The organism is Streptomyces sp. HM190 (assembly GCF_009857135.1).
Taxonomy (GTDB): domain Bacteria; phylum Actinomycetota; class Actinomycetes; order Streptomycetales; family Streptomycetaceae; genus Streptomyces; species Streptomyces heilongjiangensis.
In genome coordinates this window covers 3,422,200-3,437,097 of record NZ_CP047318.1, presented here as the reverse complement: position 1 = coordinate 3,437,097, position 14,898 = coordinate 3,422,200, and the positions used below count along the sequence as shown (strand labels likewise).

The window sequence follows — 14,898 nt, the reverse complement described above, 5'->3', positions numbered from 1 at the left end:
CGTTCTGTGCGCGGGAGCGTGACGCGGGTGGGGCGAGGCGGTCACAATTCGTGCATTTCGTGGGCGCAGCGCGGCACCATCGGCCACGCCCGCCCGTTGTCCTAGTGGCTGTCAGCGCCAGACCTCCCGGCGCGGCGGGGTCCTCGCTTACGATGGCCGTTGCTCAAGCTGTGATTTGAATCTGTCATTGAAACCGACCGTCCCAGGCCCGACCGGCAAGGAGACAAACCCCCGTGTCCGTCCTCTCGAAGATCATGCGTGCAGGCGAAGGCAAGATCCTGCGCAAGCTGCACCGCATCGCGGACCAGGTCAACTCCATCGAAGAGGACTTCGTCGACCTCTCCGACGCCGAGCTGCGTGCCCTCACCGATGAGTACAAGCAGCGGTACGCCGACGGTGAGAGCCTGGACGACCTGCTCCCCGAGGCGTTCGCGACCGTCCGCGAGGCCGCCAAGCGCGCCCTCGGCCAGCGTCACTACGACGTGCAGATCATGGGCGGCGCCGCCCTCCACCTCGGCTACGTGGCCGAGATGAAGACCGGTGAGGGCAAGACCCTCGTCGGCACCCTGCCCGCGTACCTGAACGCGCTGTCCGGCAAGGGCGTCCACCTCATCACGGTCAACGACTACCTGGCCGAGCGCGACTCCGAGATGATGGGCCGCGTCCACAAGTTCCTGGGCCTGACCGTCGGCTGCATCCTCGCCAACATGACGCCGGCCCAGCGCCGCGAGCAGTACAACTGCGACATCACGTACGGCACGAACAACGAGTTCGGCTTCGACTACCTGCGCGACAACATGGCGTGGTCCAAGGACGAGCTCGTCCAGCGCGGCCACAACTTCGCGATCGTCGACGAGGTCGACTCCATCCTCGTCGACGAGGCCCGTACGCCGCTGATCATCTCCGGCCCCGCCGACCAGGCCACCAAGTGGTACGGCGACTTCGCCAAGCTGGTACGGCGGCTGAAGAAGGGCGAGCCCGGCAACCCCCTCAAGGGCATCGAGGAGACCGGCGACTACGAGGTCGACGAGAAGAAGCGCACGGTCGCCATCCACGAGTCCGGCGTCTCCAAGGTCGAGGACTGGCTGGGCATCGACAACCTCTACGAGTCGGTCAACACGCCGCTGGTGGGCTACCTGAACAACGCCATCAAGGCGAAGGAGCTCTTCAAGAAGGACAAGGACTACGTCGTCATCGACGGCGAGGTCATGATCGTCGACGAGCACACCGGCCGTATCCTCGCCGGCCGCCGCTACAACGAGGGCATGCACCAGGCGATCGAGGCGAAGGAAGGGGTGCCGATCAAGGACGAGAACCAGACGCTCGCCACGATCACCCTCCAGAACTTCTTCCGCCTTTACAAGCGCCACGACCACAACGGCAAGGAGCAGCCCGGTCTCTCCGGCATGACCGGTACGGCCATGACCGAGGCCGCCGAGTTCCACCAGATCTACAAGCTCGGCGTGGTCCCGATCCCCACCAACCGGCCGATGGTCCGCAAGGACCAGTCCGACCTCATCTACCGCACCGAGGTGGCGAAGTTCGAGGCGGTCGTCGACGACATCGTCGAGAAGCACGAGAAGGGCCAGCCGATCCTCGTCGGTACGACGTCGGTCGAGAAGTCCGAGTACCTCTCCCAGCAGCTCAGCAAGCGCGGCGTCCAGCACGAGGTGCTGAACGCCAAGCAGCACGACCGTGAGGCGATCATCGTCGCCCAGGCCGGCCGCAAGGGCGCCGTGACCGTGGCCACCAACATGGCCGGCCGTGGTACGGACATCAAGCTCGGCGGCAACCCCGAGGACCTCGCCGAGGCGGAGCTGCGCCAGCGCGGGCTCGACCCCGAGGAGCACATCGAGGAGTGGGCCGCGGCCCTGCCCGAGGCCCTCGCGAAGGCCGAGGCCGCGGTCAAGGCCGAGAAGGAGGAGGTCGAGGCGCTCGGCGGTCTCTACGTCCTCGGCACCGAGCGGCACGAGTCCCGCCGTATCGACAACCAGCTGCGCGGTCGTTCCGGCCGTCAGGGCGACCCGGGCGAGTCCCGCTTCTACCTCTCCCTCGGTGACGACCTCATGCGCCTGTTCAAGGCACAGATGGTCGAGCGTGTGATGTCCATGGCGAACGTGCCGGACGACGTGCCGATCGAGAACAAGATGGTCACCCGTGCCATCGCGTCCGCCCAGTCGCAGGTCGAGCAGCAGAACTTCGAGACCCGCAAGAACGTCCTCAAGTACGACGAGGTCCTCAACCGGCAGCGCGAGGTCATCTACGGCGAGCGGCGCCGCGTCCTGGAGGGCGAGGACCTGCACGAGCAGATCCAGCACTTCATGGACGACACGATCGACGCGTACATCGCCGCCGAGACCGCCGAGGGCTTCGCCGAGGAGTGGGACCTCGACCGGCTCTGGGGCGCGTTCAAGCAGCTCTACCCGGTGAAGGTCACCATCGAGGAGCTGGAGGAGGCGGCCGGCGACCGGGCCGGGCTGACCCCCGAGTTCATCGCCGAGTCCATCAAGGACGACATCTACGAGCAGTACCAGGCGCGTGAGGAGCAGCTCGGCTCCGAGATCATGCGTGAGCTGGAGCGCCGGGTGGTCCTGTCCGTCCTGGACCGCAAGTGGCGTGAGCACCTCTACGAGATGGACTACCTCCAGGAGGGCATCGGCCTGCGCGCGATGGCCCAGAAGGACCCGCTGGTCGAGTACCAGCGCGAGGGCTTCGACATGTTCACCGCGATGATGGAGGGCATCAAGGAGGAGTCCGTCGGCTACCTGTTCAACCTGGAGGTCCAGGTCGAGCAGCAGGTCGAGGAGGTCCCGGTCGAGGACGCCAGGCCGTCTCTCGACAAGGGCGAAGCGGTGCCGGCCCAGGCGGGTGCGTCGCGCCCGGAGATCCGCGCGAAGGGCCTGGAGGTCCCGCAGCGCCGGGACCGTCTGCACTTCTCCGCGCCGACCGTCGACGGCGAGGGCGGCATCGTCGAGGGCGACCTCCCCGAGGACGAGCCCATCCGCTCCGAGGCCGACGGCCTCACCCGCGCTGAGCGCCGCAAGCAGCAGGGCAGGGCGGGCGGCCGCCGCCGCAAGAAGTGAACGGGCCGCTCCGCGCGGAGCGGGGCGGTGCGAGAGGCGGTACGGGGCCTTGCGCCCTCGCCGGTGCGGGTGCCGTCGCGGCGGTGCCTGCGGGCGGTGAGAGGGTGGACCCCTGGCCGTGAGGCAGGGAGGGGCCGGGCATCTTCGGGTGCCCGGCCCTTCTGCGTGCGGGTGCGGGTGGGGGGCGCGAAGCGCGGTGTGTGCGGGTGGGGCCGCGCCGTGCGGGCCCGGCGGACGGGGTCTCAGTCGTCGGTCGTGTGGGGGCGCCTGGGGCCGCCCAGTTCCACCGCTGTGCAGCGCCAGCGGTGGTCCGGGCCGTGTTCCAGGCGGAAGGCCATGGCGCTGAGGCGGTCGCCCGCGCCGATGCGGGCGAAGACCTCCAGGGCGCCGGGAGCGGCCACGTAGTAGCCGATGTCGCGGACGACCGGGTCCGTGCCGTGGACGGCGCGCAGAGGGCCCCGTTCGGCGAGCCAGGCCAGTTCGTCGTAGGCCCGGCCCGCGGTGTGGCGCAGCATGCTGTGGACGGGGCGGCGGCCGCTCAGGACGGCCAGGAGGAGGTCCGCGAAGCGGTCGGTGGGGCGGGGCCGCTGGGCGGCGGGAGGTGTCGGGACCTCGGGGAGGAGGGCGGCTGCCGTGCTCCGCGCGGCGGGCGTGGTCCGGGTGCCGAGGGGCGTGCGACCGCCGCCGGGTGTCGTGCGGGCGGGGGTGCGGCCGGGGCGGCGGGTGTCGTGGCGGACGGGCGGGCGGCTGCCGGGGCGGCGCTGGGTCCTGGTCATGACCTTGTTCATCGGGTCCCCGTTCCTCGGAGTAGGTGAGCGAGCCACTGGTACCACTCGGTAACTTCGCGTTGGGGATCTTGTACGAGGCGGGAGGCCGGCGCCGCAAGGAACGACGGCGAGCGACGGAGGGCCCGGAATGTTCACCTATCAGGGTGACGAGGGCGGGGTCCCGGCCCGGTGCGGCGGGGATGTGCCGGGTGAGACGGTGGGCGCGGGGTGGACGGGGCAGGAGGGGCGGGCGGGGGCTCGATAGGGGACGCCGCACGTATCCTGAAGGACCGTCGGTACTGACTCCTCATACCGCCCCGGGCGCCTTCCGGGGTGCGGGAGCGAGCCCCGCGGGGTACGGATCGTTCCCGGCGGTGGTGGACCCCTCGTCGGAGCCCTCCGCGGAGCCTTGACAGCGAACACGACTACGAAAGCGGCCTGCCATGCGCGTCTACGTCCCCCTGACCCTTCCCGGGCTCGCCGAGGCGTACAAGACCGGGCAGTTGGGAGAGGGGCCGTTCGTCGCGTACGCCGTCACGCCGGCGCTGCGCGAGTGGTACCTGTCCGACGACATCGAGGAGTTGGAGTACGCCGCGCTGAACCGCGCCGCGCTCGCGTCGTTGCGGCTGGTCGCCGTCGAGCCGGGGGCTGCCCGGCGCAGGGTCGTGGTGGCCGTGGACGTGGCCGACCGGGACGCGGTCGCCGACCCCGACCGGGGGCTCGATCCGTCGGCGCTCGGCGAGGTGCGGGTCGCCGGGCCCGTGCCGCTGTCCAAGGCGGCGGCCGTGCACGTGGACTCGGCGGAGGCCGAGGCCGAGGTGGCCGAGGCGGCGGACGCGCTCGGCGCGGCGGACCAGGGCGACGACGACGCCCAGTTCATCGTCGACGGCGCGGACGACCACGAACTGCTGTGGTACGCGACGCAGGAGATCCCGAACCTGGTGGGCCTCGGGGAGTGACACCGGCGTCGGTGCGGTGTGGCCCGTGTGACCTGTGGCCCGTGTGACCCGTGGCCCGTGTGACCTGTGGCCCGGTGCCCGGTCAGGTGGGCCGTACGCGTTTGCGGGGTGCGTACTCAAGGTCACGGTGCGTTGTCAGTGGTGAGGGGTAGTTTCTTCGTATGGGGAAGCACGGATCTGGGGCGCACATCGTCTGGGACTGGAACGGCACGCTGTTCCACGACAACGAGGCGATCATCGGGGCGACGAACGCGGCGTTCGCCGAGCTGGGCATCGAGCCGCTCACCTTGGAGCGGTACCGGGAGCTGTACTGCGTGCCGGTGCCGAAGTTCTACGAGCGGCTGATCGGGCGGCTGCCCACCGATGAGGAGTGGGACGCCATGGACGCCGTCTTCCATCGGTACTACGCCGAGCACCGGGTCGCGTGCGGCCTCACCGACGGGGTACCCACGCTGCTCGCCGACTGGCGCTCCGAGGGGCACAGCCAGTCGATCCTCAGCATGTACGTGCACGACGAACTCGTGCCGCTGGTACGGGGCTTCGGGATCGAGCCGCACTTCGTACGGGTCGACGGGCGGCACGGCCCGTCCGGGGGCAGCAAGGCCGAGCACATGGTGCGGCACCTGCGCCGGCTCGTCGGGGTGGAGCCGGAGCGGACCGTCGTGATCGGCGACGCCGCCGACGACGCCGTCGCCGCCCGGCACGTCGGGGCACGGGCCGTCCTCTACACCGGGGGGTCCCACAGCCGGGCGAGTCTGGAGACGGTGCCCGGGGTGCCCGTGGTGGACACCCTGGAGGAGGCGGTCGCGGAGGCCGAGCGGCTGGCCGCGTAGCGCGCCGCCGACCCGGACGACGACCGGCGCGCGGGCTCCGCTCCGGAGGGCGGCCCTGGCTCCCGCCCCGGCCGCCCACCGGCCGCACGTCGGCCGCCCAGCGGGCGACCGGCTTGGCGGTGCGGCGGTGCGGCGGTGCGGCGGTGCGGCGGTCGGGCTTTTCGCCACCTGCTTGGCGGCACCCCACCCTCCGATTCTCGCCACGGCCCGCCCCCTGGCGCATTCTGGTCACCCGCGTGCGCCCGGCCCTGAGGAGGCCCAGGCCGCGGGCCGGGCACGGAGCACAGGCCGCGCGCCCTTAACACCGGCCATGACTCCGCCCGTGCCACCTGCCATGCCCCCCGCCCGTGCCACCGGCCATGACTCCGCCCGTGCCACCGGCCATGCCCCCGCCCGTGCCCCGGCCCCGGGCACGACCCCCGGTGCTGCCCCTGTGCCCCCGATGCGTCCCGCAAGCGAAAAGCCCCGTTCGTGCCCTGTCCAGGCGGCACAGTTGAGCGGGAGTATGCTCTGGTGGGCGGCGTGAGTGTGGAGGTCGGGTGGTTGTCTCTGTGCGGAATGTCAAAGTTCTGGCCCCGGTTTTGTACACATACGGCTCATGACGGGGGCCCTGTAAGGAGCGATAGCCTTGGTGGCGTGATCAGCGCGATAGTTCGCGGGGACGTCGCCGTCCCTGCCCCGCGCCCGGTGAACACGGACGACAACCGTGACCGGGCGGCGGTCGCTGGTCCTTGCGGGCGGGTGGGGGTCCTGAGCACCCCGAAGACGCCGAACGACGCCACCTGGTGGACGCCGAGAGCAGCGTCACACCCCTGTTCGGCGGCCAGAATGGCCGATTACCTCCCGCTCATCTCACCCCGCGGCATAGCGTCGAAGCAGACCGGACACCCCGTGTTGTGCCGTCGCGGCGGAGGGGACGAGGCAGTACTTCCTTCTACGTCACGCAACGGCGCGCGACAGGAGCCAGAGGACAATGCAGACCAAGCTGGACGAAGCCAAGGCCGAGTTGCTCGAGAGGGCTGCCCGGGTAGCTGAGAACAGCCCGGTCGGGGGGCACCTACCGACTGGGACGACGAGCGAGAGTGCCGCGGGTGCACCGGACACCCCGGACCACGACACGGTGCTCGCGTTCCTCCAGCGCTACTACCTGCACACCGCCCCGGAGGACCTGAGCGGCCGTGACCCGGTCGACGTCTTCGGAGCCGCCTACTCCCACTACCGACTGGCCGAGAACCGCCCCCAGGGCACGGCCAACGTGCGGGTGCACACCCCGACCGTGGAGGAGAACGGCTGGACCTGCAGCCACTCCGTCGTCGAGGTCGTCACCGACGACATGCCCTTCCTCGTCGACTCCGTGACGAACGAGCTGTCACGACAGGGACGCGGTATCCACGTCGTCATCCACCCGCAGGTCGTCGTCCGGCGCGACGTGACCGGCAAGCTCGTCGAGCTGGTCAGCGAGCCGTCCGCCGTCGCCGCCGCCGCGGCGGCCGTGGCCGCCGGCGAGACGCTTCCGCACGACGCGCACATCGAGTCCTGGATCCACGTCGAGATCGACCGCGAGACCGACCGGGCCGACCTCAAGCAGATCACCAACGACCTGCTGCGCGTGCTGTCCGACGTGCGGGAGGCCGTCGAGGACTGGGAGAAGATGCGGGACGCGGCGCTGCGGATCGCCGACGGACTGCCCGCCGAACCCACCGCCGGCGACCTGCGCGACCAGGAGGTGGAGGAGGCCCGCGAGCTGCTGCGCTGGCTCGCCGACGACCACTTCACCTTCCTCGGGTTCCGCGAGTACGAACTGCGTCCCGACGACACCCTCGCCGCCGTGGCCGGGACCGGACTCGGCATCCTGCGGGCCGACCCGCACCACGCCGGGCCCGACGACCACCCCGTCAGCTCCTCCTTCGAGCGGCTGCCCGCCGACGCCCGCGCCAAGGCCCGCGAGCACAACCTCCTCATCCTCACCAAGGCCAACAGCCGCGCCACCGTCCACCGGCCGTCCTACCTCGACTACGTGGGCGTGAAGAAGTTCGACAGCGAGGGGAACGTCGTCGGTGAGCGGCGCTTCCTCGGCCTGTTCTCCTCGGCCGCCTACACCGAGTCCGTCCGCCGCGTCCCCGTCATCCGGCGCAAGGTCGACGAGGTCCTCAGGGGCGCCGGGTTCTCGCCCAACAGCCACGACGGACGCGACCTGCTCCAGATCCTGGAGACCTACCCGCGCGACGAGCTGTTCCAGACGCCCGCCGACGAGCTGCGGTCCATCGTCACCTCCGTGCTCTACCTCCAGGAACGCCGGCGCCTGCGGCTCTACCTGCGGCAGGACGAGTACGGACGCTACTACTCCGCCCTCGTCTACCTGCCGCGCGACCGGTACACCACCGGCGTGCGGCTGCGGATCATCGACATCCTCAAGGAGGAACTCGGCGGGACCAGCGTCGACTTCACCGCCTGGAACACCGAGTCGATCCTCTCCCGGCTGCACTTCGTGGTCCGCGTCCCGCAGGGCACCGAACTGCCCCAGCTGACCGACGCCGACAAGGAGCGCGTCGAGGCCCGCCTGGTGGAGGCCGCCCGCTCCTGGGCCGACGGCTTCGGAGAGGCGCTCAACGCCGAACTGGGCGAGGAGCGCGCCGCCGAGCTGCTGCGCCGCTACAACAACGCGTTCCCCGAGGGCTACAAGGCCGACCACAGCCCCCGCTCCGCCGTCGCCGACCTCGTCAACATCGAACAGCTCGACGAGGAGGAGGACTTCGCGCTCAGCCTGTACGAGCCCGTGGGCGCCGCGCCCGACGAACGGCGGTTCAAGATCTACCGCAGGGGCGGCTCGGTCTCGCTCTCCGCGGTGCTGCCCGTCCTCAACCGGCTCGGTGTCGAGGTCATCGACGAGCGGCCCTACGAGCTGCGCTGCGAGGACCGTTCGACCGCGTGGATCTACGACTTCGGCCTGCGCATGCCCCGGTCGGCGGCCGGCGACTTCCTCGGCGGTGACGCCCGCGAACGGGTGCAGGAGGCGTTCGCCGCCACCTGGACCGGGCAGGCCGAGAACGACGGGTTCAACGCGCTGGTGCTGAGCGCCGGCCTCACCTGGCGGCAGGCCATGGTGCTGCGGGCGTACGCCAAGTACCTGCGGCAGGCCGGGTCCACCTTCAGCCAGGACTACATGGAGGACACCCTCCGCAACAACGTCCACACCACCCGGTTGCTGGTGTCGCTGTTCGAGGCGCGGATGTCGCCGGACCGGCAGCGCGCCGGACGCGAGATCGTCGACGCGCTCCTCGAAGAGGTCGACGCCGCGCTCGACCAGGTGGCCTCCCTCGACGAGGACCGCATCCTGCGGTCCTTCCTCACCGTCATCAAGGCGACGCTGCGCACCAACTTCTTCCAGGAGGCGGCCGGCGGCAAGCCGCACGACTACGTCTCCATGAAGTTCGACCCGCAGGCCATCCCCGACCTGCCGGCGCCGCGCCCGGCGTTCGAGATCTGGGTGTACTCGCCGCGTGTCGAGGGCGTGCACCTGCGGTTCGGGAAGGTCGCCCGCGGTGGTCTGCGCTGGTCCGACCGGCGTGAGGACTTCCGCACGGAGATCCTCGGCCTGGTCAAGGCGCAGATGGTCAAGAACACCGTGATCGTGCCCGTCGGCGCCAAGGGCGGCTTCGTCGCCAAGCAGCTGCCCGACCCGTCGGTGGACCGCGACGCCTGGCTGGCCGAGGGCATCCGCAGCTACCGGACCTTCATCTCCGCGCTGCTCGACATCACCGACAACATGGTCGCCGGGGAGGTCGTCCCGCCCGCCGACGTCGTCCGGCACGACGAGGACGACACCTATCTCGTCGTCGCCGCCGACAAGGGCACCGCGACCTTCTCCGACATCGCCAACGAGGTCGCCGAGTCGTACAACTTCTGGCTCGGGGACGCCTTCGCCTCCGGCGGCAGCGCCGGCTACGACCACAAGGGCATGGGCATCACCGCCCGCGGCGCCTGGGAGTCCGTCAAACGGCACTTCCGGGAGCTGGGCGTCGACACCCAGAGCGAGGACTTCACGGTCGTCGGCATCGGCGACATGTCCGGTGACGTGTTCGGCAACGGCATGCTGCTCAGCGAGCACATCCGGCTCGTCGCCGCCTTCGACCACCGGCACATCTTCATCGACCCCACCCCCGACGCGGCGACCTCGTACGCCGAGCGGCGGCGGATCTTCGAACTCCCGCGCTCCAGCTGGGAGGACTACGACGCCGACCTGATCTCCACCGGCGGCGGCGTCTTCCCGCGCACCGCCAAGGCCATCCCGATCAACGGCCACATCCGGGACGCCCTGGGCATCGAGGAGAAGATCTCCAAGATGACCCCGGCCGACCTGATGAAGGCGATCCTCAAGGCGCCGGTCGACCTGCTGTGGAACGGCGGCATCGGCACGTACGTCAAGTCGAGCGCCGAGTCCCACGCCGACGTCGGCGACAAGGCCAACGACGCCATCCGCGTCGACGGCGGCGACCTGCGCGTCCAGGTCGTCGGCGAGGGCGGCAACCTCGGCCTGACCCAGCTGGGCCGGATCGAGTTCGCGCAGAACGGCGGACGGGTCAACACCGACGCCATCGACAACAGCGCGGGCGTGGACACCTCCGACCACGAGGTGAACATCAAGATCCTGCTCAACGGCCTGGTCACCGAGGGCGACATGACCGTCAAGCAGCGCAACAAGCTGCTCGCGGAGATGACCGACGAGGTCGGCCGGCTGGTCCTGCGCAACAACTACGCGCAGAACACGGCCATCGCCAACGCCCTCGCCCAGTCCAAGGACATGCTCCACGCCCAGCAGCGCTTCATGCGCCACCTGGTCAGGGAGGGCCACCTCGACCGGGCGCTGGAGTTCCTGCCGAGCGACCGGCAGATCCGTGAGCGGCTGAACACCGGGCACGGCCTCACCGGCCCCGAGACGGCCGTCCTCCTCGCGTACACGAAGATCACCGTCGCCGAGGAGCTGCTGCACACCTCGCTGCCGGACGACCCCTACCTGCGCTCCCTGCTGCACGCGTACTTCCCGACCGCGCTGCGCCAGCAGTTCTCCGAGCACATCGACAGCCACCCGCTGAGCCGGGAGATCGTCACCACCCTGCTCGTCAACGACACGGTCAACACGGGCGGTACGAGCTTCCTGCACCGGCTGCGGGAGGAGACCGGGGCCTCACTGGAGGAGATCGTCCGGGCGCAGACCGCGTCCCGCGCGATCTTCGGGTCGGGTGCGGTGTGGGACGCCGTCGAGGGCCTGGACAACAAGGTCGACGCCGACGTCCAGACCCGGATCCGGCTGCACTCCCGCCGCCTCGTCGAGCGCGGTACGCGCTGGCTGCTCAACAACCGGCCGCAGCCGTTGCAACTGAGCGAGACCATCGCCTTCTTCAAGGACGGCGTGGACCTCGTCTGGGGAGAGCTGCCCAAGCTGCTGCGCGGCGCGGACCTGGAGTGGTACCAGCAGATCTACGACGAACTGGCCGGCGCAGGCGTCCCCGAGGAACTGGCCACCCGCGTGGCGGGCTTCTCCTCGGCGTTCCCGACGCTCGACATCGTCGCCGTCGCCGACCGGGTCGGCCGGACGCCGATGGAGGTCGCCGAGGTGTACTACGACCTCGCCGACCGGCTGCGCATCACCCAGCTCATGGACCGCATCATCGAGCTGCCGCGCGCCGACCGCTGGCAGTCCATGGCCCGAGCGGCGATCCGCGAGGACCTGTACGCGGCGCACGCCGCCCTCACCGCCGACGTGCTGTCCGCCGGCAACGGCTCGTCCACGCCGGAGCAGCGGTTCAAGGTGTGGGAGCAGAAGAACGCGCCGATCCTCAGCCGCGCCCGGACGACGCTGGAGGAGATCCAGGGTTCCGACGCGTTCGACCTGGCCAACCTGTCGGTGGCCATGCGCACGATGCGCACCCTGCTGCGCAGCCACTCGTAGCGCACACGCGAGGGGCACGACAGAAGGGGGGCGCCCCCGGGTTCGTCGGAACCCGGGGGCGCCCCCCTCTTCTGCCGGACCCGTCAGGTGGTGATCTTCCAGACCGTGACGGTGCCGCGGATGTCGGGCATGTAGTCCTGGTCCTGCGGCGACTTCACCTCGCTGATCTCCCACAGGGCGAGGTTGCCGTCGCTCGTGATCGTGCAGAGGTAGTCGCCCTTGGCGATCTGCTCGTCCCGGTTGATGGACTCGGCGGACAGGCTGTCCGTGTACGGGTTCTGGTCCGCCCCCGCACGGCACTCCTTGTCCGTGGAGCCGCTCGCCTCGCCCATGGAGGTGCCGAAGGACACCGCCGAGCCGTCGACGCGCAGTTCCGCGTCCTCGTAGTCCATCTGGGAGCTGGTGGGGTCCACCAGCGGCTGGTCGAGGTCCACGTACGTGCTGTCCAGCCCGGAGTCCGGGCCCCGGACCGTGATCGGCACCCGGTCGACGATCTTGGTGTACTTGGCGCCCTCGGCGGGCGGAGCGGAGCCCGTGGGGACGGTGCCGGTGCCGCCGGTGGTGTCTCCCTGACCGTCGTCCGTGCCCGTCCCTGTCCCTGTCTCCGACTCGGTCGGTGTCGGGCTCGGCTTGTCCTTCTCCTCGTTCTTGGCCTTGTCGCCGCTCGCCGCGCTGCTGGAACCCTTGTCGTCGCCCTTCTCGCCCATCAGGTACACGGCGGCCGCCGCGCCCGAGCCGACCGCCAGGACGAGGACGAGCGCGATGAGGCCGGCCTTCAGGCCCCGGCGGCTCTTCCCGGGCGGCGTCGGCGCGGGGGCGGGGGCCTGCGGGGTGAGGTTGTACGTCTGGGCGGCGGGCGGCGGGTAGCCGTAGCCCGGGGCGGGGCCCTGGGCGGCGGGCCCGAAGCCGGGCAGGGGAGCCGCCTGCGGTACACCCTGGGTGGTGCCCGCCGCCGGGTCGTGCGGCGGGGGCGTCGGGGCCGCGCCCGGCGCCGTGGTCGGGGGCGCCGTCGGGGGTGCCGCGGGCATCTGGGGCGCCGTCGGCGGCGGCGGGGTCTGCGCGGACTGCTCGCGCCGGGCGATCTCGGCGGTGAGCGGCTCCGGCAGCCACCCGTTGAAGTCGCTGAGGCCGCGGCCCGCCAACTCCTGGCAGAGCGCGGCCAGTTCCTCCGTACCGATGCGCTCGGCCGGGTCGGCGGTCAGGCAGCGCTCCAGCAGGGGGCGCAACTGCTCGTCGTAGCCCGCCAGTTGCGGCGGACGCTGGGCGGTGTTGGCGATCTGCGCGGCGATCGTGATGGCGCCGCCGTCGCCGTACGGGTGGCGTCCGGTGGCGGCGACCGCCGCGATCAGCCCGAGGGAGAACACGTCGGTCGCCGGGGTGACCTGCTCACCGAGCGCGTGCTCCGGCGACATGTACTGCGGGGTGCCGATCAGGCCGCCCGACTGGGTCAGCTGGGTGGCGTCGGCGGCACGCGCGATACCGAAGTCGATGACGTACGGGCCCTGGGTGCCCAGCAGGATGTTGCTGGGCTTGAGGTCGCGGTGGATGACGCCGGCCGCGTGGATCGACGTCAGGGCGCGGGCCGCGCAGCCGACCAGCTGGAAGACGGCCGGCAGGGGCAGCGGCCCGAACGCGACCAGGGCGTCGTGCAGGGGGATGCCGGCGATGAACGCGGAGGCCAGCCAGGGCAGTTCACCGGTGGTGTCGTGGTCGACGACCGGGACGATGTGGTAACCCTGGACGCGGCGGGCGGCCTGGACCTCCTGCTCGAAGCGGCGGCGGAAGTCCGCGTCCTGACCGTACTCCCGGCGGATGACCTTCAGGGCGACCGGCTGACCGCCGCGGGTGTGCGACAGATAGACCGTGCCCATGCCGCCCTCGCCGATGCGGGCCTGCAGGTGGTAGCCGGCGGTCTCTCGTGGATCCTGCGGTCCCAGAGGGCTCAGGATGTCGCCAGTGCTGGTGGTAATGGGAGCCTCCCCCGGTACGGTGCCGAACTCCTGTGCCCGTGCGGGCACTTGAAGCGGTTCCGAAGCTTATACGGCACTTATGACACCGGGAGTCGGCGTTACGGTTCCGTGGGGGTACCGGTACGAAGTGCCGCGGGAGGCCCTATGGTTCGCGCCGCACCCGGCGCCGCCACTCCTCGTCCCGCACCGTGATCGGCGCCGTCGCCGGGAGCCCGCGGACCGTCGGGGCCTCCGCCGTTCGCGGGGGGACCGGCGCCGTCGGGGCCTCGGCGAGCGACAGGGTGTGGAACGCCGTCTCGATGATGGCCACCGACGTCGCGAACGCCGCCGGGAGCCAGCCGGTGAAGTCGCGGACGTCCCTGCGGGCCGCTCCCGCGCAGTGCGCGGCGACGTCGGCGGCCGACGGGCGGGCCACGGGGTCGGCGGTCAGGCAGCGGCGGACGACATCGAGCAGGGGCCGGTCGATGCCGTCGAGGGCGGGCGGGTCGACGTCGGTCGCGGCGATGCGCGTGGCGATGGCGAGCGGGTTGCCCCGGCCGTACGGGTGGCGTCCGGTGGCGGCGACCGCGGCGACGAGACCGAGGGCGAACACGTCCGACGCGGAGGTGACCCGGCGGCCCAGCGCGTGCTCGGGCGACATGTAGCGCGGGGTGCCGACGAGGCGGCCGGCGGTGGTGAGCGTGGCGGCGCCCGCGGCCCGTGCGATGCCGAAGTCGAGCAGCCAGGGCCCGTCGGTGGCCAGCAGCAGGTTGGCGGGCTTGATGTCGCGGTGGATGATCCCGGCGGTGTGCACGGCGTCCAGCGCGTGGGCGGCGCAGGCCAGCAGCTGCAGCACCGTCGGCACGGGCAGCGGGCCGTGGGTCTCCAGGGCCTCGCCGAGCGGGACGCCCGGGACGTAGCGCGTGGCCAGCCAGGGGCGCCGCGCTCCCGCGTCGTGGTCGACGATCGGCACCAGGTGGTAGCCGGAGACCCGGCGGCCGGCGGCCACCTCGCGGGCGAAGCGTTCCCGGAAGGCCGGGCTGTCGGCGTACTCCGGACGGACCAACTTCAGCGCGACGGGCTGGCCGCCCCGGCTGCGGGAGAGGTACACGGTGCCCATGCCGCCCTCGCCGATCCGCGCGGACAGCGGGTACCCGGAGATCTCCCGAGGATCGTCCGTCCGCAGCGGCCCAGGCACCACCCCGCGCATCGACCGGCCCCCTCTGCTCCCGCTCCCACGTCCCCTCGGAGGGTATCGCGGGGGACGCGGCCCCACCCCGCCCCCGACGCAACCCGGGCACCTCCCACGGCCTCTACCGGAGTGGACCTCAACGGCGTGATGCCTTATAGAGGGAGC

Annotated in this window: 7 protein-coding genes; 4 read left to right on the top strand and 3 right to left on the bottom strand. The window is 71.2% G+C overall.

Going from position 1 to position 14,898, the window contains the following annotated elements; genetic code table 11:
- Positions 1-233 precede the first annotated feature (233 nt).
- Positions 234-3,083, top strand: a complete 2,850-nt coding sequence (secA, locus tag GSY65_RS14430) for a preprotein translocase subunit SecA (protein WP_159768145.1) — start codon at positions 234-236, stop codon at positions 3,081-3,083.
- Positions 3,084-3,325: 242 nt separating this feature from the next.
- Here the strand turns inward: secA and GSY65_RS14425 are convergent, their stop codons facing one another.
- Positions 3,326-3,871, bottom strand: coding sequence for an Rv3235 family protein (locus GSY65_RS14425; RefSeq protein ID WP_159768142.1), 546 nt, complete (start codon positions 3,869-3,871; stop codon positions 3,326-3,328).
- A gap of 422 nt (positions 3,872-4,293) precedes the next feature.
- Between GSY65_RS14425 and GSY65_RS14420 the strand changes: the two genes are divergently transcribed.
- The 3 genes from GSY65_RS14420 to GSY65_RS14410 all read left to right on the top strand — a co-directional run bounded on the left by GSY65_RS14420 (position 4,294) and on the right by GSY65_RS14410 (position 11,592).
- Complete coding sequence (locus tag GSY65_RS14420; protein ID WP_159768139.1) at positions 4,294-4,809, top strand: DUF6912 family protein; 516 nt, start codon at positions 4,294-4,296, stop codon at positions 4,807-4,809.
- Positions 4,810-4,970: 161 nt separating this feature from the next.
- Positions 4,971-5,642 (top strand): HAD family hydrolase, encoded by a 672-nt coding sequence (locus tag GSY65_RS14415; protein WP_159768136.1) that lies wholly within the window; start codon positions 4,971-4,973, stop codon positions 5,640-5,642.
- 973 nt (positions 5,643-6,615) lie between these two features.
- Positions 6,616-11,592 (top strand): NAD-glutamate dehydrogenase, encoded by a 4,977-nt coding sequence (locus tag GSY65_RS14410; RefSeq protein WP_159768133.1) that lies wholly within the window; start codon positions 6,616-6,618, stop codon positions 11,590-11,592.
- 83 nt (positions 11,593-11,675) lie between these two features.
- Here GSY65_RS14410 and GSY65_RS14405 read toward each other — a convergent pair whose 3' ends face one another.
- Positions 11,676-13,610 carry a serine/threonine-protein kinase gene (locus GSY65_RS14405; protein WP_328707493.1) on the bottom strand — a complete coding sequence of 645 codons (1,935 nt, stop codon included), beginning with the start codon at positions 13,608-13,610 and terminating at the stop codon, positions 11,676-11,678.
- Between the two features lie 94 nt (positions 13,611-13,704).
- On the bottom strand, positions 13,705-14,751 hold the full coding sequence (locus GSY65_RS14400) for a serine/threonine-protein kinase (protein WP_201452538.1): 1,047 nt from the start codon (positions 14,749-14,751) through the stop codon (positions 13,705-13,707).
- Positions 14,752-14,898 lie beyond the last annotated feature (147 nt).

Coding starts and splice junctions, on each gene's coding strand:
- GSY65_RS14425 (WP_159768142.1), bottom strand. CDS start 3,871: ATGAACAAGGTCATGACCAGGACCCAGCGCCGCCCCGGCAGCCGCCCG.
- GSY65_RS14415 (WP_159768136.1), top strand. CDS start 4,971: ATGGGGAAGCACGGATCTGGGGCGCACATCGTCTGGGACTGGAACGGC.
- GSY65_RS14420 (WP_159768139.1), top strand. CDS start 4,294: ATGCGCGTCTACGTCCCCCTGACCCTTCCCGGGCTCGCCGAGGCGTAC.
- GSY65_RS14400 (WP_201452538.1), bottom strand. CDS start 14,751: ATGCGCGGGGTGGTGCCTGGGCCGCTGCGGACGGACGATCCTCGGGAG.
- GSY65_RS14410 (WP_159768133.1), top strand. CDS start 6,616: ATGCAGACCAAGCTGGACGAAGCCAAGGCCGAGTTGCTCGAGAGGGCT.